Source organism: Variovorax boronicumulans NBRC 103145, assembly GCF_001591345.1.
GTDB lineage: Bacteria > Pseudomonadota > Gammaproteobacteria > Burkholderiales > Burkholderiaceae_C > Variovorax > Variovorax boronicumulans.
In genome coordinates this window covers 1-25,934 of the sequence record NZ_BCUS01000089.1, presented here as the reverse complement: position 1 = coordinate 25,934, position 25,934 = coordinate 1, and the positions used below count along the sequence as shown (strand labels likewise).

The window sequence follows — 25,934 nt, the reverse complement described above, 5'->3', positions numbered from 1 at the left end:
GTCGCGGACACCCGCCCGGCCCCGGTGCCCGCGCGCGAGCTCCGCGTCGAAGGTCGCCTACCGTCGCTGGCCGGCGCGACCGAGTGGATCAACTCGGCACCGCTCACGCCCGAGGCCTTGCGCGGCAAGGTCGTGCTGGTCGACTTCTGGACCTACTCGTGCATCAACTGCCTGCGCACGCTGCCCTACGTGCGCGCCTGGGCCGACAAGTACAAGGACGCGGGCCTGGTCGTCCTGGGCGTGCATGCGCCGGAGTTCGCGTTCGAGAAGAACCCGGCCAACGTGCGCAAGGCCGTGAAAGACCTGGGCATCGGGTTCCCGGTGGCGCTGGACAACGACTTTGCTATCTGGCGCGGCTTCGACAACCAGGTCTGGCCCGCGTTCTATTTCGTCGATGCGCAGGGGCGCATCCGCCATCACCAGTTCGGCGAGAACCGCTACGACAAGGCCGAGCAGGTGATCCAGCAGCTGCTGGCCGAGGCCGGGCAGGCCCAGGTCGCAGACGGGCTGGTGGCGCCGCTGGGGCAGGGCACCCAGGCCGCGCCCGGCGCCGAGCCGGCGCAGTCCGGCGAAACCTATCTGGGCCATGCGCGGGCGCACGGTTTCGCGTCGCCCGGCGGCATCGCGCGCGATCGTGCGAAGGCCTACGAGCCCGTGGTTTCATCGCTGCGCACCAACCAGTGGTCGCTGGGCGGCGACTGGACGGTGGAGGGCGAGCGGGCCGTGCTGAACCAGGCCAATGGCCGCATCGCCTACCGCTTCAAGGCGCGCGACCTGCACCTCGTGCTGGGGCCGATGGCCGACGGCAAGCCGGTGCGTTTCACGGTGCGGGTCGACGGCCAGCCGCCGCTGGCGGACCACGGCGCCGACACCGATGCCCAGGGCCACGGCGTGGTCGATGCGCAGAAGCTGTACCAGCTGGTGCGGCAGTCGGCGGGCGGCGGCAGGGAACGGCTGTTCGAGATCGAGTTTCTCGACGCCGGTGCGCAGGCCTACGCGTTTACCTTCGGTTGAGCGGCGCCCCGGTCAGGGCGTCAGGCCCGCGGCGTTGACGGCCCGGCAGGTGTCGACCTCCTGGCGCGTGGGCAGCACGAAGCAGCGGGCGTCGGCCTCGCGGGCGACGGCTTCGCGCAGCTGGCGTTCCTGCGCGGTTTCCACCTGCAGCTCGACCAGCCACTTCATGAGCAGCGCCATCACGATCAGCAGCACGACCGAGGCCGCAAGCAGGGTCGTGCGCCAGCTCTGGACGCGGAAGACGGAAGCGTTGGAAGTACTCATCGCGTGCGGCCCTCAGCTCGACAGCTGCGGAAAGATCCAGATGCTCATGCCGAGCACCACGCCCGCGCCGAGCGACATGGCCGCCGCGGTCGCGAACAGGCAGGCCACGAGCAGGCTCGGCACGACCACCGACATGCTCAGGAAGGCGATGGCGACGAGCACATAGGCCAGCACGGGCAGCAGGGCGATGTAGGCCGGCCGCGCGGTGCCGGTCGGCAGTTCGTCGGGCGTCATGTCACGCAGGAACGGGTTCAGCATGGCGGGCGATCAGCAGTTGCCCTTCTTGGCCTGGCCCGGCGGGCAGAAGTTGCCGCCCTTGTGCGCCGGCCCGGGCTCCGCGCGCGGCGGCGGCGCGTGGTGGTGCACGCAGGCGCTCATGAGAACGGATGCCGCCAGCGCGAGCATCACGGTGATCGTGGATTTGGTCATGGGAACTCCCTGCTTCGATTTCTTGTGCACCCGGGGTGCTTCGGGGCAGGACAATAGTTGCCGTATTAACAATCTCACAGGGAAATGCTCACATTTGTGGGCGAATTGAGAAGGGTGCGGTCAATCTCCGTGCGGGATTGCGCAGTACTTCACACCCGTGCGGCCGACCGGCCGCCGCCGCGCAACCGCTACATTGCATGCCCCATGGACCGCCTCGAGAACATAGAGACCTTCGTGCGGGTCGCACAGACCCAGAGCTTTGCCGAGGCCGCGCGCCAGCTGCGGGTGTCGAAATCGGTGGTGACCAGCCGCGTGAAGCAGCTCGAGGACCACGTCGGCGCGCCGCTGTTCCACCGCAGCACGCGCGTGGTCCGTCTCAGCGACGTGGGGCAGGCCTTCCTGCGCGACTGCGTCGAGCTGGTCGGGCGGGCCAACGACATCATGGACCAGATGCGCGACGCCAAGGACGGGCCCACCGGCACGCTGCGCGTGCATGCGCTCACGGGTTTCGTGCTGGGGCATTTCGCCACGCTGCTGCGCGCCTTCCAGGTGAGCTTTCCGGACATCCACCTGGAGCTCATCGTGAGCGACGCGGTGGTTGATCCGGTGAAGGCGGGCGTCGATTGCGCGCTGCAGATCTTTCCGGCGGCGTCGACCGAGCTGGTGTCGCGCCCGCTGTTCCCGGTGCGCCGCGTGTTCTGCGCCACGCCGGAGTACCTGCGTGCGCACGGCCGGCCGGCGAGCCCGCGCGAGCTGCACAAGCACACGCTCGGCCTGTACTCGGGCTACCCCACGCGCGACCGCTGGACCTTTCATCACGCGGGCGAGCAGGTCACGCTGTACATGAGCGCGGCGCTGCTCACCAACAGCGTCCACCTGCTGCGCGAGTACGCCATGGAGCACGCCGGCATCGTCTGCCTGCCGACGCTGGTGGCCGGCGAGGCGATCCTGCGCGGCGACCTGGAGGTGGTGCTGCCGGCGCACCAGCTGTCGTCGTTCTCGCTGAGCGCGGTGTACGCGGGCACCTCGCGCAATGCCTTCAAGCTGCGCCTGTTCATCGAGCACCTGACCCAGGCGTTCTCGAAGGTGCCGCCGTGGGACGCGGCCATGATCGAACGCGGCCTGCTGCCGCCGGGGCTGATCTGGGACGCCTGACGCGAGCGCGGTCGGTTCCGGGGTAAACCCTGTGCATTGAACGGATTTGCCGAACAATGCGGCCCGCGTTTCGGGCCTACCGCTCGCGCCCCCCGTTTCCTACAGTGCACACATCGCAGTCACCACGCTGCATCGTCCGGCACCTCAGGAGACACCCATGACCGTCGCATACCAGACCCGCTTCGGGTCCCTCAAGCACTTCGAGAAAGGCCACGTCGAGCCCATCGACGACGACGTGCGCCACTACGCGTTCTCCAACTGCTTCGAGATCGCCAGCATCAGCGCACCGTACGAGAAGGTCGTGTTCGGCCAGAACCAGATCTACGTGCTGGAAACGCTGCGCGCCGAAGGCACCTCGCCCTGGTTCACCTGCGCCCACGACGAGTTCGCGCTGGTGATGGACGGCGACGTCGAGGTGCACCTCGTGCAGCTCGATGCGGCCCAGGCCGTGGCCGACACCGAGAAGAACGGCGCCGTGCGCGTGAAGGGCGAGCCGCAGGGCAAGAAGATGGGCTGGATGAAGCTCTCGCGCGGCCACCAGGGCCTGCTGCCCAAGAACACGGCCTACCAGTTCCGCGTGGCCGGCGACCCGGGCGTGATCGTGCTGCAGACCTGCAAGGGCGACCTCTCGGTAGAGAAGTGGGCCGACATCTGCCAGACGCACTGAACCCGCCATCCAGGAGCCACACCATGAACGCACCCGCAGAACTCGCCAAGGTCATCGCATCGCAGCCCGATGCCACGCTCGGCTACAAGGATTTTTCGCTCGGCAGCTTCGGCTTCCGCCGGGACGAGTACTTCGCCCACATCACCTGGAAGACCCGTGACGGCCGACCCATGAGCCACACCATGGACGCCGGAAGCTACCTGCGTGCGCTGATGCGCGACGTGGCCTGGGGCTTCTTCTACGGCTGGGTCAACTTCGACAACGTGTTCGGCACCATCAACCACTACGACTCGGTCGACCTGTACGCCGGCAGCTTCAACGGCACCATGAAGGACGCGGGCATCGACCTGCTCGAGAACTTCCCCACGGCGCAGATCCGCGCCACCTTCGAGGCCATGCTCGACGACTGGACCAACGAGGCCTTCGACCCCTTCGCCGCGCCGCAGGAAACCGGCTCGCCCTACGGCCGCAAGAGCGGTAACAACACGGCCAAGATCACGCGGGCGCGCGAGCTGGCCAAGCGCTGCGTGGGCCTGAAGGGCGACCTCGACCTGCGCAGCGACGCGCGCGGCGCGCCCGTCAACCGCGCCTTCGCCGACGTGCCGCAGGGCCAGCCCGAGCTGCACCCCGAGCCCGGCTTCGAGAACGAGGTGCACGCCTTCAACCTCTTCGGCTTCCTGAGCCGCTCGCAGGTCACGTGGAACCCGAGCTTCACCTCGGTGGTGAAGCACAGCTACATGTGCCCGACGACCGAGGAGCACATCCTGCCGATCATCCACGGCAACGACCGCGTCGAGTGGTTCTTCCAGATGACCGACGAGATCCACTGGGACTGCGGCGACAAGAACACCGGCAAGCCCATGGCCCGCGTGATCATGAAGGCCGGCGACATGGCCGCCATGCCCGCCTACTGCCGCCACCAGGGCTTCAGCCCCAAGCGTTCGATGCTGCTGGTGTGGGAGAACGGCTCGCCCAGCCTGGTCTACGAGATCCAGAAGGGCGAGTCGCCCGAGATCCCGGTCGAGTTCTGACCGGCCGGCCCGCCGCCGCTTCCTTCTTCCCGCCATTCATCCATCCAGTCCTCCCCGCGCGGGGAGGGCGAGGAGAACCCATGCCCGCTCTTTCCATCCGCCACCAGCTTTTCATCGACGGCCGTTTCGTCGACGCCGAATCCGGCGAGACGCTCGCCACGCTGAACCCGCACGACAACACGCCCATCGCCCAGGTCGCGCTGGCCGGCAAGGCCGACGTCGACAAGGCCGTGGCCGCCGCGAAGCGCGCGTTCCCCAAGTGGAGCCGCATGGCCGCCGCCGACCGCGGGCGCATCCTGCTGAAGCTGGCCGACCTTATCGAGGCCAACGGCGAAGAGCTTGCGCGGCTCGAATCGCTGGACACCGGCCACCCGATCCGCGACTCGCGCCGGCTCGACGTGCCGCGCACCGCCGCGTGCTTTCGCTACTTCGGCGGCATGGCCGACAAGTTCCAGGGCGAGACCATTCCGGTGGAAGAGGGCTTTCTCAACTACACGCTGCGCGAGCCCGTGGGCATCGTCGGCCAGGTCGTGCCGTGGAACTTCCCGCTCATGTTCACGAGCTGGAAGATGGCGCCCGCGCTGGCGGCCGGCAACTGCATCGTGATGAAGCCGGCCGAGATTACGCCGCTCACCTCGCTGCGCATCGCCGAGCTGATGGCCGAGGCCGGCGTGCCGCCCGGCGTGGTCAACATGCTGCCCGGCCTGGGCAGCGTGGCGGGCCAGTACATCGCCGAGCACCCCGAGATCGCCAAGATCGCCTTCACCGGCAGCACCGCCACCGGCCGGCGCATCGTGCAGGCCAGCGCGGGCAACCTGAAGAAGGTGCAGCTCGAGCTGGGCGGCAAGGGCCCCAACATCGTGTTCGAGGACGCCAACCTGCAGGCCGCCGTGAACGGCAGCGCCTGGGCCATCTTCCACAATCAGGGCCAGGCCTGCATCGCGGGCTCGCGGCTGATGCTGCACGAGAAGATCGCCGACGCCTTCCTCGAGCAGTTCATTCCGCTGGCCCAATCCATCCGCCTGGGCAACCCGCTCGACGAGGCCACCGAGATGGGCCCGCTCACCAGCGCCCAGCACCGCGACCGCGTGCTGAGCTATGTCGAGGTGGCGCAGGCGCAGGGCGGTGAGGTGCTGGCGGGCGGCGGCGCGCCCGGCGGCGACCTGGCGCAGGGCTGCTATGTGCAGCCGACCGTGGTGCGCGCCCGTTCGTACCAGGACCGCGTGGCGCAGGAAGAAGTCTTCGGCCCCTTCGTCACCGTGCTCACCTTCAAGAGCGACGAAGAGGCGATGCAGATCGCCAACGGCACCGACTACGGCCTGGGCAGCGGCCTGTGGACCCGCGACCTGCAGCGCGCCCACAAGGTGGCGCGCGACCTGCACGCCGGCATGGTCTGGATCAACAGCTACAAGCGCGTGAACCCCGGCTCGCCCTTCGGCGGCGTGGGCCAGAGCGGCTACGGCCGCGAGATGGGCTTCGATGCGATGCGCGAGTACACGCAGGTGAAAAGCGTGTGGGTCAACGTCGACGCGCAGATTCCGCCGCACTTCGTGCGCTGACGTTTTCCTTTTTTTCTTCCCAACCCGACGGATGCACACGATGTCTTTCTCGATCCTCTCCCGGGCCCTGGTCGCCTGCACGTTGATGTGGGGCATGGCCGCGCAGGCCCAGGCGCCGGCCTGGCCGACCAAGCCGGTGCGGCTGGTCGTCGGCTTTCCGCCGGGCGGCATCGTCGACACCGTCGCGCGCCAGTTGCAGCCGCGCCTGCAGGCCGCGCTCGGCCAGACCGTGATCGTGGACAACCGCAGCGGCGCCGGCGGCACGCTGGCGGGGGCCGAGGTGGCCCGCGCGGCGCCCGACGGCCACACGCTGCTGATGGTGTTCGACAGCTACGCGACCTACCCGCTGGTCTATCCGAAGCTGAGCTTCGACATCGCCAAAGACCTGCAGCCCGTGACCCAGGTGGCGAGCAACCCGCTGGTGCTGGTGGTCAACCCGAAGGTCGAGGCGAAGGACTTCGTGCGCTTCGTCGGCCTGCTCAAGGCGCAGCCGGGGCGCCTGAACTACGCCAGCGTCGGGCCGGGCTCGAGCAACCACCTCACGGCCGAGTACTTCAAGGCCGTGAGCGGCACCTTCGTCACGCACATCCCTTACCGCGGTGGTGGTCCGGCCCAGCAGGACCTGCTGGGCGGGCAGGTCGAGATGATGTTCCTCTCGGCCGTGCTGGCCCAGCCGCATGTCAACGCGGGCCGGTTGCGCGCCCTGGCCCAGACCGGCGCGCAGCGCGCGGCCGCCTATGCCGATGTGCCCACCGTGGCCGAGAGCGGCTACCCCGGCTTCGAGGTGAACTCCTGGGTCGGCCTGCTGGCCCCGGCCGGCACGCCGCGCGCCGTGGTCGACCGGCTGCAGGCCGAGGTGCGCAAGGTCGTGACCGAGCCCGCGTTCCAGCAGCGGCTGCGCGAACAGGGCCTGACGGGCATCGCCAACACGCCCGAGCAGTTCGCCGTCGTGCTGCGCACCGAGCAGGACAAGTGGGCCCGGCTGGTGCGCGAGCGCAGCCTGAGCCTCGAATAGCCAGAAAGAAAGGAGCGCGCCATGCACGACTTCATCCACACCACCCATCCGCAGCGCGTGGTGTTCGGCGCCGGTTCGCTGCGCCACCTGGCGCGCGAGATCGATGCGCTGGGCGCGAAAAAGGCGCTGGTGCTGTGCACGCCCGAGCAGCGCCCGCAGGCCGAGCGCGTGGCGGCCTCGCTCGGCGCGCAGGCGGCCGGCCTGTTCGACCGCGCCGTGATGCACGTGCCCGTGGAAACGGCGCGAGAGGCCCGCGACCTGGCGCGCCGGCTCGGCGCCGACTGCGCCGTGGCGCTGGGCGGCGGCTCCACCACGGGGCTGGGCAAGGCCATCGCGCTGGAGTCGGGGCTGCCGATCGTCGCCATTCCCACCACCTACGCGGGCAGCGAGATGACGCCGATCTACGGCCTCACCGAGAACGGCCTGAAGAAGACCGGCAAGGACCCGCGCGTGCTGCCGCGCACCGTGATCTACGACCCCGAGCTGTCGCGCACGCTGCCCGTGGGCCTGAGCGTGACGAGCGGCATCAACGCCATCGCGCACGCGGCCGAGGGCCTGTACGCGCAGGACAGCAACCCGGTGATGGACCTGATGGCCGAGGAGGGCATCGGCGCACTCGCCCGCGCACTGCCCGCCATCCGCATTCAGCCCGACGACCTGGCGGCGCGCTCCGACGCGCTGTACGGCGCCTGGCTCTGCGGCGGTGTGCTCGGCGCGGTGGGCATGGCCCTGCACCACAAGCTGTGCCACACGCTGGGCGGCAGCTTCAACCTGCCGCACGCCGAGGTGCACACGGTGGTGCTGCCGCATGCGCTCGCGTTCAACGCGCAGGCCGCGCCGCGTGCCATGGCGCGCATCGCACGCGCGCTCGGCGGCGTGTCGGCACCGGCGGCGGTGTTTGCGCTGGCGCGCGACAACGGCGCGCCGGTGGCGCTGAAGGACATCGGCATGCGCGCCGCCGACCTCGACCGCGCGGCCGACATCGCCGTCGCCAACCCGTACTGGAACCCGCGGCCCTTCGGCCCGGCCGAGCGCGACGCGATCCGTGCGCTGCTGCAACGCGCCTACGACGGCGAGCCGCCGGGCTAGGCCACGGCGCGGGCATCGAAGGCACACACGAACAACGAAGGAGACAGCCATGACATTCAACCGCAGACAGTTCACGCAGGCCGCCGCCGCGCTCGCCGCCACGGGCGCCGCGCCGCGGGTGTTCGCCGCCGACACGCTCAAGATCGGCTACGTGTCGCCGCAGACCGGGCCGCTCGCGCCCTTCGGCGAGGCCGACAAGTGGGTGATCGAGCAGATGAAGGCCGCCTTCAAGGACGGCATCTCCGTGGGCGGCAAGAAGTACGCCGTGCAGATCGTGCTCAAGGACAGCCAGTCGAACCCCAACCGTGCAGGCGAGGTGGCCAACGACCTGATCCTCAAGGACAAGGTCGCGCTGGTGCTCACGGCCGGCACGCCCGAGACCGCCAACCCGGTGAGCGACGCCTGCGAGCTCAACGAGGTGCCGTGCATCTCCAGCGTGGTGCCGTGGCAGCCCTGGTTCTTCGGCCGCAAGGGCGATCCGGCCAAGGGCTTCAACTGGACCTACCACCTGTTCTGGGGCCTGGAGGACGTCATCGCCACCTTCACGAACGGCTGGAAAACGGTGGCCACCAACAAGAAGGTCGGCGGCCTGTTCCCCAACGACGGCGACGGCAATGCCTGGGGCGACAAGGAACTGGGCTTTCCCAAGCCGCTCGGGCAGATGGGTTTCACGCTCACCGACCCCGGCCGCTTCCAGAACGGCACGCAGGACTTCAGCGCGCAGATCGCGGCCTTCAAGCGCGACAACGTCGAGATCGTCACCGGCGTGGTGATCCCGCCCGACGCCAAGACCTTCCTCACGCAGGCGCGCCAGCAGGGCTTCAGGCCCAAGGTGATCACGCTCGGCAAGGCGCTGCTGTTTCCGGGCGCCATCGAGGCGCTGGGCGAGCTGGGCGAGGGCCTGTCGACCGAGGTGTGGTGGAGCCCGTCGCACCCCTTCAGCTCCAGCCTCACGCAGCAAAGCGCCAAGGCGCTCGCGGAGGCCTACGAGGCCGGCACGAAGAAGCAGTGGACGCAGCCCATCGGCTTCGCGCATGCGCTGTTCGAGGTGGCGGCGAACGCGCTGTCGCGATCGAAGTCGCTCAAGGCCGGCGACGTGCGCGACGCCGTGGCCGCGACCTCGATCAACTCCGTGGTCGGCCCCGTGAAGTGGGGCGGGCAGGGCCCGTTCAAGAACGTCAGCAAGACACCGCTGGTGCTCGGCCAGTGGGGCAAGGGCAAGCAGCGCAAGGTGGAGCTGACGCTGGTGAACAACGAGGCCGCGAAGGCGATCCCCACCGGCGGCGCACTGCGCCTGCTCTGAGGGACGGCTGCCATGACGCTGCTGGCCTTGCACGGCGTGAGCAAGTCCTACGGGGCGCTCAAGGTCACCGACGGCATCACGCTGGCGGTGGCCGAGGGCGAGACGCTGGGCATCCTCGGGCCCAACGGCGCGGGCAAGACCACGCTGTTCAACCTGATCTCGGGCGACGCGCGCGTCGACGCCGGCCGCGTGGAATACGCGGGCCGCGACGTGACGCGGCTGCGCCCGCACCAGCGCTGCCGCGCCGGCATCGGCCGCAGCTACCAGGTGCCACAGCCCTTCGGCCACATGAGCGTGTTCGAGAACCTCGTCACCGCCGCCTGCTTCGGCGGCCAGCAGGCCGAGCGCGAAGCCTGGGAGACGGCGCACGAGGTGCTGGCCCAGACCGGCCTGGCACCGCACGCCAACAAGCCGGCCGGCGGGCTCACGCTGCTCGACCGCAAGCGACTCGAGCTGGCGCGCGCGCTGGCGACCAAACCGCGCCTGCTGCTGCTCGACGAGATCGCGGGCGGGCTCACCGAGCCCGAGGCGGCGGTGCTGGTGGCGGAACTGAAACGCATCAAGGCGCGCGGCGTGACCATGATCTGGATCGAGCATGTCGTGCATGCGCTGCTGTCGCTGGCCGACCGGCTGTTCGTCATCAACTTCGGTCAGCAACTCGCGGAAGGCGCACCGCGCGCGGTGATGAACGACCCCGAGGTGCGGCGCGTGTACATGGGGATCGAGGCATGAGCGCGCTGCTCGACACCCACGGCCTGCAGGCCTTCTACGGCGATGCGCAGGCGCTGTTCGGCATCGACTTCACGCTGTCGGCGGGCGAGTTGGTGGCGGTCATCGGCGCCAACGGCGCGGGCAAGTCGACCTTTCTGAAAAGCCTCACGGGGCTGCTGCGCGCGCCGTTCGACGCGATCCGCTTCAAGGGCGAACCCATCGGCGGCCTGCCGCCCGGCGAGATCGTGCGGCGCGGCCTGGCGATGGTGCCGGAAGGCCGGCGCCTGTTCCCGAGCCTGAGCGTGGAAGAGAACCTGCTGATGGGCGCCACGCCGCGCCGCGCGGGGCCGTGGAACCTGCAGCGCCTGTACGGCCTGTTCCCGATCCTGGCCGAGAAGCGGCGCCAGCCCGCCACCTCGCTGTCGGGCGGGCAGCAGCAGATGGTGGCGCTGGGCCGCGCGCTCATGAGCAACCCCGAGCTGCTGCTGTGCGACGAGCTCTCGCTCGGCCTGGCGCCGGTCGTCATCCGCGAGATCTATGCGGCCATGCCGGCCATCACGGGGGAGGGCATGACGGTCGTGATCGTGGAGCAGGACGTGCGCATGGCGCGGCAGGTGTCGCAGCGCGTGTACTGCTTCCAGGACGGGCGCGTGTCGCTCACGGGGCGCTCGGACGAACTCACGCCCGAGCAGATCTCGCAAGCCTACTTCGGCATCGAGGAGCACCATGCTTGAAACCCTGCTCCAGGGCGTGCTGCTCGGCGGCCTCTACACGCTGTTCGCGCTCGGCCAGTCGCTGATGTTCGGCGTCATGCGGCTGACCAACACGGCGCAGGGCGACTTCATCATCCTGGGCGCCTTCGCGGTGATCGCCGGTGTCTCGATGACCGGCGCATCTGTGCCATGGCTGGTGGTGCTCGCGGTGCTGCCGCTGGCCTTCGGCTTCGGCTACCTGCTGCAGCGCCACGTGCTCAACGGCACGCTGGGCAAGGACCCGCTGCCCTCGCTGGTCGTGACCTTCGGCCTGTCGATCGTGATCCAGAACCTGCTGCTGGAGCTGTTCTCGGCCGACCCGCGCGCCATCGAGGTCGGCGCGCTGGCCACCGCCTCGGTGCCGCTGGGCGACACGCTGGCGCTGGGGGCGCTGCCGCTGGTGATCCTGGCGGTTGCGGTGGCGGCCACGGGCGCGATGCAGTGGATGTTCACGCGCACGCCGCTGGGCCGCACCTTCCGCGCGGTGTCCGATGACCGCGAGATCGCCGAGCTGATGGGCCTCAAAGCCAGGCAGGTGTATGCGCTGGCCACGGGCATCGCCTTCGTGCTGATCGCCATCGCCGGCGCGCTGCAGGGCATGCGCACCACGGTGTCGCCGTCGGACGGCCCGCTGCTGCTGCTCTTTGCCTTCGAGGCCGTGATCATCGGCGGCATGGGCTCGTTCTGGGGCACGCTGGCCGGCGCCATGATCCTGGGCATCGCGCAGCAGATCGGCTTTCGCATCGATCCGGGCTGGGGCATCTGGTTCGGCCATCTCGTGTTCCCCGCGGTGCTGGTGCTGCGGCCGCAGGGACTGTTCCCCAAGACACGCTGACCTGCTGACATGACCGACAAGACCTCCCCCGCGCCGCTCAGGCACGTGCTGTTCATCATGTGCGACCAGCTGCGCGCCGACCACCTCTCGTGCTACGGCCACCCGCGCCTGCAGACCCCGCACATCGATGCGCTGGCCGCGCGCGGCGTGCGCTTCAGCCATGCCTATGCGCAGGGCGCGGTCTGCGGCGCCTCGCGCATGTCGACCTACACCGGCCGCTATGTCAGCAGCCACGGGACGATGTGGAACTTCGTGCCGCTGTCGGTGGGGCAGAAGACGCTGGGCGACCACCTGCGCCCGCACGGCGTGCGCTGCGCGCTGGTCGGCAAGACGCACGTCGAGGCCGACACCGAGGGCGCGCGCCGCCTGGGCATCGATCCGACGCAGGGCGCGGGCCGGCTCGCGATGGAAGGCGGCTTCGAGCCCTATGCGCGCGACGACGGCATCTGGCCGCCGGGCTTCAAGGTCACGGGCAATGCCTACTGCGACTGGCTGCGCGCGCAGGGCTACGACTCCGACAACCCCTGGCACGACTTCGCCAACTCGGGCCGCAGCCCCGACGGCGAGATCCTGAGCGGCTGGCAGATGCGCTGGGCCGACCGGCCCGCGCACATCGCGGGCGCGCACAGCGAGACGCCCTACACGACCGAGCGCGCGATCGACTTCATGCGCGAGGCCGGCGACGCGCCCTGGGTGCTGCACCTGTCGTACATCAAGCCGCACTGGCCCTACGTGGCGCCCGCGCCGTACCACGCGATGTACGGGCCCGACGACATGTTGCCCGTGGTGCGCAGCGAGGCCGAGCGCATCGACGCCCACCCGGTGGTCGAAGGCTTCCGGCGCGAGACCGCGAGCCGCAACTTCAGCCGCGACGAGGTGCGCAACACGGTGGTGCCGACTTACATGGGGCTCGTGAAGCAGGTCGACGACCAGCTCGGCCGGCTCTTCGCCTTCATGGCCGAACAGGGGCTGGACCGCGACACGCTGGTGGTCTTCACCAGCGACCACGGCGACTACCTGGGCGACCACTGGCTGGGCGAGAAGGAGCTGTTCCACGACCCGATCGTGAAGGTGCCGCTGATCGTGGTCGATCCGCGCGCCGAAGCCGATGCGCGCCGCGGCACGGTGAGCGACGCGCTGGTCGAATGCATCGACCTCGTGCCGACGATGCTCGATGCGCTGGGCCTGCCGCAGCCGGCCGAATGGCTCGAAGGCCAATCGCTGCGCCCGCTGCTGCACGGCCACGCCGGCGCGGCCGGCAAGGACCTGGTGGTGTGCGAGAACAGCTTCGCGTTCCGCGACGAGGTGCGCCTGCCGCTGGCCCAGCCCGTCGAGCGCAGCCACATGACGATGCTGCGTACGCGCCGCTGGAAGTTCGTGCACTTCGAAGACCTGCCGCCGCAGCTGTTCGACATGCAGGCCGACCCCGACGAGCTGGTCGACCTGGGCCGCGACCCGGCCTTGGCCGCGGTGCGCGAGCAGATGCTGGGCCTGCTGTTCGACTGGCTGCGCCAGCGGCGGCGCTTTCCCACGGTGGCGCCCGAGGACATCGCGCGCTGGAACGAACGCGAGCTGGCGGCCGGCATCCTCATCGGCGCCTGGTAGGCGAGCGCACCCCATTTCGAAAAAAAGGAGACATCCCATGAATGCTTTCCGCCGACCTCTCGCGGCCTGCCTGACAGCAGCCGCCGTGCTCGCCACCATCGCCGCACCCGGCTACGCCGCCGACACCTGGCCCACCAAGCCCGTGCGGCTGGTGGTGGCCTTCCCGGCCGGTGCGCCCGGCGACATCGTCTCGCGGCTGATGCAGCCGGCCCTGCAGAAGGCGCTGGGCCAGCCCGTGGTGGTCGACAACAAGCCGGGCGCGGGCGGCAACATCGGCATGCAGGAGGTGGCGCGCGCCACCGACGGCCACACGGTGCTGGTCGGCCCCGACACCATGCTGACCATCAACCCGCACCTGTACCGCAAGCTCGCTATCCGCCCGATGGAAGACCTGGTGCCCGTGACCCAGCTGGCCGCGTTCAGCCAGGAACTGGTGTGCTTTCCCGGCGCCGGCATCAAGACCCTGCCCGAGCTGCTGGCCGCGGCCAGGGCCAAGCCGATGAGCTACGCCTCGGGCGGTCCCGGCGTGCCCGGCCACATGGCGATGGAGATGCTGCTGGCCGACGCCGGCGTGCAGATGCAGCACGTGCCCTACCGCGGCCCGAGCCCGGCCATGCAGGACGTGATGGGCGGCATGGTGCCCTGCGGCTTCCTGGCCTCGCCGACGGTCGGCCCGATCATCCGCGACGGCAAGCTGGTGGCGATCGCCGTGTCGGGCAGCAAGCGCCTGGGCAGCCAGCCCACGGTGCCGACCGTCGCGCAGGCGGGCGTGAAGGGCTACGACGCCAGCTTCGCCGAGATGATGGCCATGCCGCGCGCCACGGCGCCGGCCGTGGTGGCGCGCCTGCAGGCCGAGGTGGCGAAGGCGCTGGCTGCGCCCGAGCTGCGCGAGCGGCTGGCCACCATGGACCTCGAGGTGGTGGCCAACACGCCCGAAGAAGCGGCGCGCCGCCTGCGCTCCGAGCACCAGCGCTGGGGCCAGGTGGCCGCGCGCGTGCAGCTGCAACTGGACTGAGCGCGATGGCCTCCGTCGTCGTCACCATCGACACCGGCAGCAGCCGCCGCGCGGGCTGGAGCGCCGCCGCGCTGGTGGCGGTGGCCGCCACGCTGCCTTTCTGGGGCGAGCCCAGCTGGATGCGCGAGTTCGTCGAGATCGCCTGCTACTTCATCTTCGCGATGATGTGGAACCTCCTGGCCGGCTACGGCGGCATGGTCAGCATCGGGCAGCAGGCCTTCTTCGGCTTCGGCGGCTACGTGATGCTGATGCTGGGCAACTTCGCGGGCGTGAATCCGTTCGTGGCGATTCCGCTGGGGGCGCTGGCCGCCGCGCTGATCGCGGTGCCGGTGTCCTTCGTGGCGTTCCGGCTGTCGGGCGGCTACTTCGCCATCGGCACCTGGGTGATCGCCGAGGTGTTCCGGCTCAGCTTCGCCAACGTGTCGGCGGTGGGCGGCGGCTCGGGCACCACGCTCACGGCGCTGCGCGGCATCGAGCGCGCCACGCGCGAGAGCGTCACCTACTGGATGGCGCTGGGCTGCGTGGTGGCGGCGGTGTCGCTGGTCTACCTGTTCTTGCGCAGCCGCTTCGGGCTGGCGCTGCTGGCGATCCGCGACAACGAGATGGCTGCCGAATCGCAGGGCATCCCGGTGGCGCGCATGAAGCTCGCGGTGTACGTGGTGGCGGCCTTCGGCGCCGGGCTGGCGGGCGCGCTGTACTTCGTGGGCAACCTGCGCATCAGCCCCGACGCGGCCTTCGCGCCGAACTGGACCGCCTTCGCGATCTTCATGGTCGTGATCGGCGGCATCGGCCGCATCGAGGGGCCGCTGGTGGGCGCGCTGGTGTTCTGGGCGCTGAACAAGTTCCTGAGCGACTACGGCACCTGGTACCTGCTCGGCCTCGGGCTGCTGGCCATCGTGGCCACGATCTTCTTCAAGCAGGGGCTGTGGGGCTGGGCGCAGCAGCGCTGGGCCTGGTCCCTGTTCCCGACGCAGCGGCGCCTGGCGGCGGCGCACGCGCCTTCTTCCTACCCGGAGCCCGACGCCCATGCGCAACATCGATGAACACACCATCACCGCCGCCGTGCTCGAGCGCATGGCCGACTGCGAGGACGCGCGGCTGAAGGAGGTGCTGTCGGCGCTGGTGCGCCACCTGCACGACTTCGCGCGCGAGGTGCGGCTCACCGAGGCCGAGTGGGCCGCGGGCATCGACTTCCTCACCGCCACGGGCCAGAAGTGCGACGCGCAGCGCCAGGAGTTCATCCTGCTGTCGGACACCCTGGGCCTGTCGATGCTCACCGTGGCGATGAACCACGCCAAGAGCCCGCAGGCCACCGAGGCCACCGTGTTCGGCCCCTTCCACGTGGCCGGCGCGCCGCAGCTGCCGCTGGGCAGCGACATCGCGGCCGGCGCGGTGGGCGAGCCGCTGTTCGTGCAGGCCACCGTGCGCGGGCGCGACGGCGAGCCCGTGGCCGATGCGGTGGTCGACGTGTGGGAGGCCGATGCCGAAGGCTTCTACGACGTGCAGCGGCCCGGCGGCCTCATGCAGGGGCGGGCGGTGCTGCGCACCGACGCGCAAGGGCGGCTGTGGTTTCGCGGCGTGGCGCCGGTGGCCTATCCGATTCCCACCGACGGGCCGGTGGGCGCCATGCTGCGCGCGACCCGGCGCCATCCGTGGCGGCCCGCGCATGTGCACTTCATGGTGCAGGCGCCGGGCTACGAGACGCTGATCACGCACGTCTTCCGCGAGGGCGATCCGTACCTCGACAGCGACGCGGTGTTCGGCGTGCGCAGCTCGCTCATCGGCGACTTCGCGGCGCATGGCCCGGGTCGCGCGCCCGACGGCAGCGTGCAGGCCGGGCCGTTCCACACGCTGGACTTCGCGTTCGTGCTCGAACCGGCCGGGGGGTGAGGAGGGGGCCCGTGAACCGTTTCGGCGTTTCGCCGCCTCTCTTGCAGGTGTCCCTCTTCAAGGAGCCCTGCATATGTGTCCCGTTTCCATCACCTGGCATCTGCTTCGCGGCGCGGGCGCGCTCGTGCTCATCGCGCTGGCTGTGCTGCTGTCGTCCGCCCATCCCTGGATCGCGCCGCCCGCCCTCGTCGGCGCCTTGCTGCTGCTGCGCGGCTGCCCGATGTGCTGGCTCGTCGGGCTGCTCGAAAGGCTGTCCGCGCGCAAGGCGGCCCCTGCGTCCGAGGCCACTTCCCAGAGGGGTTGATGAGCGATTGGCCTTCGCGGAATGGAAGGCTGATCCGGGATTCCATCCGCCCGTGTCGAGGGGGTGACGCCCCATTAGTGTGAGTTTGTTTGCACACGATGACAAAAGAACAGGGCCACCTGTTTCCGTTGGTCAATACCGGCACTTTTCCCTATCGACTGTTCATAAACGTTAATACATTCCACTCCATTGTGAGAGGCAAGTGGGGAGCGATGAAAAGGGAAGCGATGGTGGACAGGGTGGAACAGAAAAACGGTCGGGTGGTGGTGCTGACGGATTCCGGCGAAGAGATCGACTGGCTGCGAGGCCGGTTGAAGGACGCCGGCTTCAGTCCCTTGTGCGTGGTCAACGAGGAAGACCTGCTGGAGGCCGCCTCGATGCCCGGCGTCGGGCTCTTCCTGCTGATGGGCGAGGCGATGGAGGGCGCGCTGCCGGAAATCCTGTTCGGCATCGGCGCCAGCCGTGCGGCCACGGCGCCGGTGGTCGTGCTGACCCGGTCGCGCGGCGTGCTGGAAACGCCCCGCGTGTCGGTGTTCGACGTCGACGATTTCCTGGTGAGCCCCTGGAACGCGGAAGAGGTCGTGGCGCGCGTGTCGACGCTGTGCGGCAGGAAATCGCTGCGCAGGAATGCGAAGCCGCACGGCCTGTACGGTTTCCAGCTCGTGCGCAGCCGCCTCGCGGTCGAGTACGCGAGCCGCGAAGCCATCATGACGCCGAGCGAATTCGAGATCGCCCGGGTGCTGGTGCGCCACCTCGACACGCCCGTGTCGCGGCAGCAGCTGCCCCAGGGGCCCCGATGCAATGGCGAGATGGGCGCCAGCCGGTCGCTCGATGCGCTGGTGTCGCGCGTGCGCAAGAAGCTGGCATCGATCGTGGCGGGCGAATTCCGCGTGCGCTCGCTCTACGGCGTGGGCTACACGCTGGAGCGCGCGCACAACCGGCACGGCAAGTGAGTTTTCGCGGGCAGCGCCCGCGGCATCCGAAGGGGTGACGCAAGGTCACTTTAAAAAAGACGCTCGCCCATTCGCCTCCGAATTGAGGCCGGGCGTCGACAGACCAACGAATGAATTCCGGCGAAGTGAGCCGGCCGGGATTGGCTTGAATTGAATTCAGGCCAATGGCGAAGCCGTGCCTGTTTGAATGGAATTGGATTTTGAAAAATCCATCAAGACGTATTTCGCGCAGCCCGTGATTGAAACCATTGGGGGACAGGGCGCGCATGCAGGATCTGAAATTCACGGCGCCTGATTACACAGTCTGTGAATTTGTAAATTTAGTTTCGAAGTGGCCCCAAGAGGCCAGTCCGGGGCCGCTCGAAGGGCCTCGTTTCTCCCTTGAAACACTGGGGGATCGTGAGGCCGTGGGTTGATGTGGAAGTGAAATTATTCAAACGCATCAACAACTTGGAGGCGATCCGCTTGTGAAATTGATCACACTCCAATTGCAGGTTTATTCACAATCTAAGCAGACGTCCAGATTACATCTGTATTCACAGTTGTTAACTTTAGAGGGCCGCTCGTGACATTTTCACGGAACCCTCGGCCATTGCAAGTGGCGGATCGCAGACGTTCGATTGTTTTTGTAAACATTCAGAAAATAATATGAACGTGGTAAATGGCTCATGGAAGCGGCTCGAAAAGGGCGTGCTTGCGTGAGGCCGAGCGTGGGCATCGGAGGCGGTCGTCGCCGATGCCGGTGTGTCAGTGGTGTGCTGCAAGTGGCTGGGAAATGGCTTCGACGCCAATTCGCGAGGCCACAGGTCAAGTCGGTTTGATCTTCGTGTTGCCTCGGTCTGGCTTTGAAGTTGTTTTTTAGGAGTTGTCTATGTCTATCGGAAGTTCGTCTCAATTGAATTCATTCATGTCGCCGGTGGTCCGGCTGACCGTTCGCCTCGGCCTGGGGCTCGGCGTGGCCATGACCCTGGGGCTGGGCGGCATGGCCGCCGCGCAGGGCACGAAGGCCGCGCCCGCGCCCACCGAGGCTGCGCAGAAGAAGACCGTCGCGGTCGTGCTGACGCAGGCCAAGGTGGTCAAGGACGCGCAGGGCAAGGAGCAGCTGCTGGCGGCCGATTCGGTCAAGCCGGGCGACGTGCTCGAGTACACGGCCACCTACACCAACCACACGGGCAAGGCCGTCACCGGCCTGGTGGCCAACCTGCCGATCCCCGAAGGCCTGGAGTACCTGCCCAAGACCGCCAAGCCGGGCGCGACGCTGGTCAAGGCCGCGACCAAGGACGGCGCTTTTGCGGCCGAGCCGCTGGCGCGCGTCGTCAACGGCAAGTCGGAGCCGGTTCCCTACAACGAGTACCGCTCGCTGCGCTGGACGCTGGGCCAGCTGCCCGCCAACGGCTCGGCCGCGGTGACCGCGCGCGCCAAGGTCGAGACGGTGGTGCCGCCCGCGCCGGTGGCCGCTGGTGCCGACGCGCAGAAGGTTGCGCGCAGCACGCCTTGAGCTTCCCGCGCTGACGACGACCGTCGGCGGCCCTGAGCCGCGCTGACGGCCGGTTCTCTCTTTTCTTCAAAACCCCGTTGGTTTTTCCATTGCCGGTTTTCGTTCGCGGAAATCCCCGGCCGGGGTGAGTTCGTCCTTTTTTTGATCTTTTTTGACCCCAACCCCCGAGGAGAAACCCAAGTGATCCCTACCTTGTCTGCCCGTCGCACCGGCCCCGCGCCGCGCGCGCTCTGGGCGGGCGCAGCAGCCCTGACGCTGAGCTTCCTTTTTGGAAGTTCCGGCGCACTCGCTGCGGCTCCACCCGCCAACACCATCATCGGTAACCAGGCTTCGGCCACCTACCTGGACCCGAACGGCGCCAGCCAACTGGCCACCTCCAACCTCGTGCAGACGACGGTGCAGCAGGTCGGCTCGTTCAACCTGGACACCTACACCACCGTGACGACCAACGTGGTCAACACGAAGACCGGCGCCGCAGGCACGACCGTGTACGCACCGCACGTGCTGACCAACACGGGTAACGGCTCCGACACCTTCACGTTCACCGTGACCGCGCCGGCCAGTCCGAACGGCTTCACCAAGGTCGAAGTGTTCGCCGATGCGAATGCCGACGGCGTGCCCGACAGCACGACCGCGCTGTGCTCGGTGGTTCCAGGCGCTGTCTGTAATGTCCCGGCCCAGACCGTGGCAGGCAACAACGGCACCTTCCCGTTCGTCGTCGCGTACTCGATCCCGAGCACCGCTTCGTCGGGCACGTTCACCTCGCCGGTGGCTGCGACCATCACGGCCACCGCAGGCACGCCGGCGCTGTACGCGCCTGCCAACCTGACGGCAGCCGACGTCGACAACGTGAACCTCACGGACAAGGCGGCCTTCAACGCCACCAAGAGCCTGAGCGTTCCGTCGGTCGCCTGGTCCGCCAACGGCGGCACCTGGCCCGCGGCTTCGACCAGCGGTCCGCGCTCGGTCGCCGGTTGCGCTGCCACCGTGGCGGGCGCGACCACGCCGGCCACAGGCTGCGTCTACACCACCTACACGTTGAAGTTCAACAACACGGGTGGTGCGGCTGGCCGGTTCGCCTTGACGGACACGCTGCCTGCTGGCTTCACGTACGTCCCCGGTTCCGCGGTCTGGAGCAACGCCCCTGGCGTCGCGCTCACGGATGCGGCAGCGGGCGACGCGGCCGGGATCGATTTCAGCGCCGCTGGAAACGACCTGACCGTCGTCGTGAACACGCTGCAGCCGAACGTCACGCAGACGGTGAGCTTCGTGGTGATGGTCAACGACACGGCGGCCATCGGCACGTCGACCACGACCAACACGGCCAAGTACAACCCTGTCGACGCACCGGGTGCGACCTCCACGACCCCTGGCACGACGGGTTCGCCGACCAACCCGGCGAGCTACAACGTCATCGGCACCTTCAGCATCATCCTGGGTTCGGCTGACGCCACCGCCAGCCCGACGGCCTCGAAGGACACCGGTGCGGGCAACCCCAACACGAGCGTGGCCGACACCACGACCGTCGCCAGTGCAGGGGCCGGCACCACGGTGAAGTTCAAGCAGACCGCGTTCAACACCGGCAATGCCACGGACGTCGTGAACCTCACGGTGGCTGCGGGCAGCACGTTCCCGGCCGGCACGACCTTCAAGTTCTTTGCCGCAGACGGCGTCACGCCGTTGATCGACAACAACAGCGACGGCGTGCCCGACACCGGTCCGATCGCGGCCAATGGCAGCGTTCAGTTCGTGCTGGCGGCCACGCTGCCGGCCTCGGCAGCGCCGGGCACGGGCGGCACGGCGATCGTCACCGGTACCTCGACGGGCGACAACACGAAGACGGAATCGACGCGCGACACGCTGACGAACGTGACGGGCGTGCTGGTCGACCTGACCAACACCACCGGCGGTAGCAACGACGCGCTCAAGGGTGACCTGGGCACCGGTCCGAGCGCACAGCCGACGACCGTGAACTCGACGCCTGCGGGCACGGGCACGATCTTCACGCTGTTCGTGAAGAACAACGACTCGACGGCCAACACCTACAGCCTGGCGGCCAGCCAGAGCAACAGCTTCCCGGGCAGCCTGCCTGCGGGCTGGACCGTCAAGTTCGTGGCGGCAGGTACGACCTGCACGGGCGCAGCGGTCACCACCTTGGCTGTCGCCGGCAACGCGCAAGCGCCGGTCGATGCCTGCGTGACGCCGCCTGCCTCGCAGACGCCGGTCACCGGCCAGGCGATCTACTTCCAGGTGCGTTCCACCATCGCGACCTCCACGGGCGTGGTGGCGATCGACACCAAGATGGACGCAGTGACCGTGACCACGGCCAACACCTTCGGCGCGACCCTCACGCCGAACAACAACGGCCAGGTCGCTCCCGGCGGTTCGGTGGTGTATGCCCACACGGTGACCATCACCGGCGCGCAAAGCTGCGGTACCAAGTACAACGTCACGGCCACGCTGCCTGCAGCCGACGTGACGGCGGGCTGGACCACGGCGCTGTACGTCGACGTGAACGGCGACGGCCAGATCGACGGCGGCGACACGCTGGTGACGAACGGCACGGTCACGCCGACCGCACCGGCCACCGGCACCGCGCTGGACAGCGGCAAGACCCAGAAGCTGCTCGTCAAGGTGTTCGCACCGGGCGGCGCCACGGCAGGCGCCACCGACACCGCCACGGTGACGGTGACCTTCCCTGACGTCGCAGCCTGCGGCTCGCCGACGGCCACCGACATCACCACGGTCATCACCGGCCAGATGCGCCTCGTGAAGACGCAGGCGCTGGACGTGAACTGCGATGGCACCGAGGTCCCGTCCTCGTCGGCCCCGCTGGTCGCCAAGCCGGGTGAGTGCCTCGTGTACCGCGTCGTCGCGACCAATGAAGGCTCCGCTCCGGTGACCAACATGTCGATCAACGACGCCGTGCCGGCCTACACCACCTTCACGGGTGCGACGCAGCCGCCGGTGCTCACGCGGTGCACGTCGACCGGTGTGACGCCCGCCTTCGTGGCAGCGAACTACACCTCGACCGCGACGACGGTGGCTTGCGGCAGCGCAGCCAACACCGTTGCACCTGGCGGCACCGCCACGCTGCTGTTCTCCGTGAAGGTCAACAACTGAGCTTCGCCTGAGTGAAGCGGAGCCGACGGGTGCGAGCCCGTCGGCTCCCTCGCACAGGGCATGCGAAAGCCTGTGCGTTTTTCCTTTGCGCCTTCTCTCGTTTCCGAGGCGAGGGCGCAAACGAAAAAGTTCTTTCGTTTCTTCTGATCCCCACGCGGTGATCGATCAAGGGTTCGCGGCATGCTGTTCACTTTCAATCCCAGGAGCACACACCGGCCATCGTGGCGCGGATGGGCTGCCGCGCTCGCCGCTGGCGCAGCGCTGCTGCTGGGTGGTGCCGCCCAGGTGAACGCCGCGCCGGCCCCCGCCGGCATCGTGATCCGCAGCATCGCCACCGGCACCTACGTGCCCAACGGCCTGGCGCAGACCGAGACCATCTCGTCCAACGAAGTGATCGCCACGGTGCTGCCCGTGGAAGCGCTGGTGCTCACGCAGGACCAGTCGCTGTCGCGCCCGCCGGCGAGCATCGTCACGCTGAGCCACCTGCTCACCAACACCGGCAACGTCGCCTCCACCTACACGCTGGCGCTGGCCAACAACGCCGGCGGTTGCGCGGCCGACACGCTGGATCTGTCCGCTTTGCGCGTCGTGCGCGACAGCAACAACAACGGCGTGGTCGATGCGGCCGATCCGGTGGTGCAGCTCAACGCCGCGGGCGCCCTCGCGCTCAAGCCCGGCGAGACCGCCGCGCTGCTGGTGCAGGGCACGATCCCCACCGCTGCAACCGGCGTGGCCTGCGTCGGTTTGACTGCCACCACCGCGCTGCAAGGTCTGGTCGCCATCAACCGCGACACCGTCACCGTCGGCAACGCCGCCGCGCTGCAGCTGGTCAAGTCGGCCAGCTACCCCGGCAACGTGATCCCCGGCCAGACGCGCATCGACTTCTCGGTCTCGGGCACCAACATCGGCGCGCAGGACGCGCAGCCGTCCAACGTCATCGCGCCCACCAACACGCCGCTGCTGGTCAACGGTGCCCCTTCCGCATTGGTCCTCGTGCGCGACCCCGTGCCCGTCGGCACCCAGTACGTGCCCGGCACGCTGCGCACCACCGCCGCCAACGCCGTCAAGCTGTACCGCCTGGCCAACGATCCTGCGTTCAGCTACCGCACCGCCGAAGACGCCTCGGCCGTCGAAGTGGCCATCGGCATCTCCACGCCGGTGGCGCGCAACGTGTCCATCGCGATGCAGTTCGCCGTCAAGGTCAACGCCGACCAGGTGGGCGAGATCCGCAACACCGCGCACAGCCAGTACAACGACGGCACCGGCCCGGCCACCGTGCCTTCGAACACCATCGTCATCAGCTCCACCCAGGCGCGCATCGGCGTGGCCAAGGCCGCATCCACCCCGCGCGTGAACCGCGGCACCGACGGCAAGACCGACGGCACCGCCACCGTGCGCTTCAGCGTCAACGTGCGCAACTACGGCACGTCATGGCTGTACGGCGTGCAGGCCGCCGACGTGATGGAAGGCGCAGGCGCCACGCAGTTCGGCACCTACACGGCAGCCGCAGTGCCCGGCGCGAACCAGTACACCATCGTGCCCGGCTCGATCGTGATCGCGCCCGCACCCAGCGGCGGCACCGTCGCCGCGCCGAACCCCGCCTTCAAGGGCACCGCCGCCGCCTCGAACCTGCTGGCCGACGGCGCCGTGCTGCCCGTGGGCGGGCAGTTCACCGTGCAGTTCGATGCGCGCATCAACTTCACCGGCCGCACCGGCACCTTGCTGAACACCGTCAAGGCCTCGGGCGCCCTCAATGCCGGCGGCCCGGCGGTGGCTCTGGACGACTCCGTCAACGGCGACAACCCCGACGCCGACGGCGACGGCAAGCCCAACAACGACACCTCGCCCACGCCCGTCTCCACGCAACTGCCCACGCTCACGCTGACCAAGCAGGCCTCCATCGCCCGGCGCGTGTCGCCCGGCGTCTACGAGCTGGACTACACCTTCAAGGTCACCAACACCGGCGCCGTCGCCGCACCCAACGTGCGCGTGATCGACAACCTGAACTGCACCTTCGACATGGACAAGTCGAGCGGGCAGGTCGCGTCGTGGGAACTGCTGGGCCCGCCCAAGGCCGCCAACGGCAACCTCAACGCCGCCACCGGCTTCACCGGCCGCGCCACCTGCAACCGCACCACGCAGGACAGCGCCGACCCCTTCCAGCTGCCCACCGAAGTGGCGCTGAGCCTGACCGACGGCGCCCGCGCGCTGGCCCCGGGCCAGAGCGAGCAGATCCGCCTGAGCGTGCGCATCACCGAGAAGGCATCGGCCATCGGCGGGCGCGTGTCGCTCACCAACAAGGCCTGGGCCGCCGCCTTCGAGCAGAACACCGTCAACGTCACGCCCACCATGCTGCTGGCGGCCACCGCCACCTCGGTGCAGGCGCTGCTGGTCGATCCGCAAGGCACGGTCTACAACGCATTGACCCGTCAACCTGTGGCCGGCGCGCTGGTCACCTACACGCGCCAGTCGTGCAGCAGCGGCACGGCCGGCCCGATCACCGCGGCCGAGATCTACGGCGCCGACTCGGGCACCTACACGCTCAACCCCAACGGCAGCGTCTCGATGACCACGGGCGCGGATGGCGCCTACCAGTTCTACCTGCAGACGCCGCCCGTGACGGGCCTGTGCACGTACGCGCTGTCCGTGACCCCGCCGGCCGGCAGCGGCTACGTCTACCCCTCGCAACTGATCCCCGTCACCGGCGGCTCGTTCACCAGCTGCGGCGCCGTCGTGCCCAGCGCCGTGCCCCCGAAGGACGCGGACCCGACCAGCTATTACTTCCAGGTGCAGGCCGGCGCCAAGCCCGATGGCACGCCGTGCGACGCCGTGCACAACCACATCCCGCTCGATCCGGGCAACATCCTGGGCCTGGTGCTGCGCAAGGACGGCAGCAAGCGCCAGGTCGAGTTCGGCGACTTCATCGACTACGCGCTCACCGTCACCAACAAGACCGGCTTCCCCGTCACCGGCGTCACCTTCAACGACACGCTGCCCCCGGGCTTCGCCTACGTGGCCAACAGCGTGCGCCTGAACGGCCAGGTCGTGCCCAACCCCGCCGGCGGCGCCGGCCCGGGCCTGATCTTCCACTACCCCACGCTGGTGGTGGCCCCCGACCAGTCGGCCATGGTGCGCTACCGCGTGCGCATCGGCGTGGGCGCGCCCACCAACGGCGACGCCATCAACCGCGCGCGCGCCACCTCGGGCCCGATCCAGTCGAACCTGGCCAACTGGACCGTGCGCGTGACGGGCGGCGTGTTCTCCGACGACGCCTTCGCCTTCGGCAAGGTCTATCTGGACTGCAAGCGCGACGGCAAGCAAGAGGGCGCCGACGAGATCGGCGTGCCCGGCGTGCGCCTGTACATGGAAGACGGCACCCACGTCGTCACCGACATCGAAGGCAAGTGGAGCCTGTACGGCCTCAAGCCCGTCACCCACGTGCTGCGCCTGGACCAGACCACGCTGCCGCTGGGCGCCAAGCTCGAAGTGCTCGACAACCGCAACTCGGGCGCGCCCGAGAGCCGCTTCGTCGATCTGAAGAAGGGTGAGTTCCACAAGGCCAACTTCATCATCACGAACTGCGACGAGAAGAGTGTCATCGCCGATGTGGCTGCACGCCGCGCCGCCATCGCCGCGCGCCCCGACACCGAGGCCGAAGCGCAGGTGCGCCTGCGCCTGGACCCCGAAGGCAAGGTCGTGCCCGTGGGCGACGTGCGCGGCCT

General features: G+C 68.9%; 22 protein-coding genes and 1 pseudogene. 20 read left to right on the top strand and 3 right to left on the bottom strand.

The genetic code is table 11. The features are described from left to right. Nucleotides 1-1,014 (top strand): thioredoxin family protein (locus VBO01S_RS22500; protein ID WP_157627427.1); only part of this gene is annotated, 1,014 nt, incomplete at its 5' end. 12 nt (nucleotides 1,015-1,026) lie between these two features. Here the strand turns inward: VBO01S_RS22500 and VBO01S_RS22495 are convergent. Genes VBO01S_RS22495 through VBO01S_RS32740 form a run of 3 tightly spaced genes read right to left on the bottom strand, consistent with a single transcriptional unit; the run spans nucleotide 1,027 to nucleotide 1,707 of the window. Further along, complete coding sequence (locus VBO01S_RS22495) at nucleotides 1,027-1,278, bottom strand: hypothetical protein (RefSeq protein WP_062479609.1); 252 nt, start codon at nucleotides 1,276-1,278, stop codon at nucleotides 1,027-1,029. Between the two features lie 12 nt (nucleotides 1,279-1,290). Next, entirely contained in the window at nucleotides 1,291-1,536 is a 246-nt protein-coding gene (locus tag VBO01S_RS22490; RefSeq protein ID WP_062479607.1) for a hypothetical protein, read from the bottom strand. A gap of 9 nt (nucleotides 1,537-1,545) precedes the next feature. After that, nucleotides 1,546-1,707, bottom strand: coding sequence for a hypothetical protein (locus VBO01S_RS32740; protein WP_169805078.1), 162 nt, complete (start codon nucleotides 1,705-1,707; stop codon nucleotides 1,546-1,548). A gap of 204 nt (nucleotides 1,708-1,911) precedes the next feature. Here VBO01S_RS32740 and VBO01S_RS22485 point away from each other — a divergent pair, with 204 nt between their 5' ends. The 19 genes and pseudogenes from VBO01S_RS22485 to VBO01S_RS22395 form a co-directional block, all read left to right on the top strand. Next, the gene (locus tag VBO01S_RS22485) at nucleotides 1,912-2,862 is read left to right on the top strand and encodes a LysR family transcriptional regulator (protein ID WP_062479604.1); all 951 of its coding nucleotides are present in this window, start codon (nucleotides 1,912-1,914) and stop codon (nucleotides 2,860-2,862) included. A gap of 157 nt (nucleotides 2,863-3,019) precedes the next feature. After that, the gene (locus tag VBO01S_RS22480) at nucleotides 3,020-3,529 is read left to right on the top strand and encodes a cupin domain-containing protein (RefSeq protein ID WP_062479603.1); all 510 of its coding nucleotides are present in this window, start codon (nucleotides 3,020-3,022) and stop codon (nucleotides 3,527-3,529) included. 23 nt (nucleotides 3,530-3,552) lie between these two features. Continuing rightward, a complete protein-coding gene (locus VBO01S_RS22475) occupies nucleotides 3,553-4,560 on the top strand; it encodes a hypothetical protein (RefSeq protein ID WP_062479601.1) in 1,008 nt (335 codons plus the stop codon). Between the two features lie 95 nt (nucleotides 4,561-4,655). After that, nucleotides 4,656-6,119 (top strand): aldehyde dehydrogenase family protein, encoded by a 1,464-nt coding sequence (locus VBO01S_RS22470; RefSeq protein WP_062479615.1) that lies wholly within the window; start codon nucleotides 4,656-4,658, stop codon nucleotides 6,117-6,119. Nucleotides 6,120-6,159: 40 nt separating this feature from the next. Beyond that, the gene (locus VBO01S_RS22465) at nucleotides 6,160-7,134 is read left to right on the top strand and encodes a tripartite tricarboxylate transporter substrate binding protein (RefSeq protein ID WP_157627426.1); all 975 of its coding nucleotides are present in this window, start codon (nucleotides 6,160-6,162) and stop codon (nucleotides 7,132-7,134) included. 21 nt (nucleotides 7,135-7,155) lie between these two features. Continuing rightward, nucleotides 7,156-8,223: a maleylacetate reductase gene (locus VBO01S_RS22460; RefSeq protein ID WP_062479597.1), complete on the top strand. Its 1,068-nt coding sequence runs from the start codon at nucleotides 7,156-7,158 to the stop codon at nucleotides 8,221-8,223. Nucleotides 8,224-8,272: 49 nt separating this feature from the next. Next, entirely contained in the window at nucleotides 8,273-9,526 is a 1,254-nt protein-coding gene (locus tag VBO01S_RS22455) for an ABC transporter substrate-binding protein (RefSeq protein WP_062479595.1), read from the top strand. 12 nt (nucleotides 9,527-9,538) lie between these two features. After that, a complete protein-coding gene (locus VBO01S_RS22450) occupies nucleotides 9,539-10,258 on the top strand; it encodes an ABC transporter ATP-binding protein (RefSeq protein WP_062479592.1) in 720 nt (239 codons plus the stop codon). Beyond that, nucleotides 10,255-10,971 (top strand): ABC transporter ATP-binding protein, encoded by a 717-nt coding sequence (locus VBO01S_RS22445; RefSeq protein ID WP_062479589.1) that lies wholly within the window; start codon nucleotides 10,255-10,257, stop codon nucleotides 10,969-10,971. Before VBO01S_RS22450 ends, VBO01S_RS22445 begins: the two co-directional genes overlap by 4 nt. Further along, complete coding sequence (locus VBO01S_RS22440; RefSeq protein WP_062479585.1) at nucleotides 10,964-11,824, top strand: branched-chain amino acid ABC transporter permease; 861 nt, start codon at nucleotides 10,964-10,966, stop codon at nucleotides 11,822-11,824. The genes VBO01S_RS22445 and VBO01S_RS22440 overlap by 8 nt, the downstream gene beginning before the upstream one ends. A gap of 9 nt (nucleotides 11,825-11,833) precedes the next feature. Next, on the top strand, nucleotides 11,834-13,429 hold the full coding sequence (locus tag VBO01S_RS22435; protein WP_062479582.1) for a sulfatase-like hydrolase/transferase: 1,596 nt from the start codon (nucleotides 11,834-11,836) through the stop codon (nucleotides 13,427-13,429). A gap of 37 nt (nucleotides 13,430-13,466) precedes the next feature. After that, complete coding sequence (locus VBO01S_RS22430) at nucleotides 13,467-14,444, top strand: Bug family tripartite tricarboxylate transporter substrate binding protein (protein WP_062479579.1); 978 nt, start codon at nucleotides 13,467-13,469, stop codon at nucleotides 14,442-14,444. 5 nt (nucleotides 14,445-14,449) lie between these two features. Beyond that, nucleotides 14,450-15,487 carry a branched-chain amino acid ABC transporter permease gene (locus tag VBO01S_RS22425; RefSeq protein WP_157627425.1) on the top strand — a complete coding sequence of 346 codons (1,038 nt, stop codon included), beginning with the start codon at nucleotides 14,450-14,452 and terminating at the stop codon, nucleotides 15,485-15,487. Next, nucleotides 15,471-16,334: an intradiol ring-cleavage dioxygenase gene (locus VBO01S_RS22420; protein WP_062479576.1), complete on the top strand. Its 864-nt coding sequence runs from the start codon at nucleotides 15,471-15,473 to the stop codon at nucleotides 16,332-16,334. Before VBO01S_RS22425 ends, VBO01S_RS22420 begins: the two co-directional genes overlap by 17 nt. A gap of 73 nt (nucleotides 16,335-16,407) precedes the next feature. Further along, entirely contained in the window at nucleotides 16,408-16,638 is a 231-nt protein-coding gene (locus tag VBO01S_RS22415; RefSeq protein ID WP_062479573.1) for a hypothetical protein, read from the top strand. A 98-nt stretch (nucleotides 16,639-16,736) separates the two neighbouring features. After that, nucleotides 16,737-17,591 (top strand): response regulator transcription factor, encoded by an 855-nt coding sequence (locus tag VBO01S_RS22410; protein WP_157627424.1) that lies wholly within the window; start codon nucleotides 16,737-16,739, stop codon nucleotides 17,589-17,591. 907 nt (nucleotides 17,592-18,498) lie between these two features. Beyond that, nucleotides 18,499-19,089, top strand: a complete 591-nt coding sequence (locus VBO01S_RS22405) for a DUF11 domain-containing protein (protein WP_082818235.1) — start codon at nucleotides 18,499-18,501, stop codon at nucleotides 19,087-19,089. A 180-nt stretch (nucleotides 19,090-19,269) separates the two neighbouring features. Further along, nucleotides 19,270-22,212, top strand: a complete 2,943-nt coding sequence (locus tag VBO01S_RS22400) for a DUF11 domain-containing protein (RefSeq protein WP_062479567.1) — start codon at nucleotides 19,270-19,272, stop codon at nucleotides 22,210-22,212. 180 nt (nucleotides 22,213-22,392) lie between these two features. Then, nucleotides 22,393-25,934, top strand: a pseudogene (locus VBO01S_RS22395) (DUF11 domain-containing protein); the annotation flags it as partial.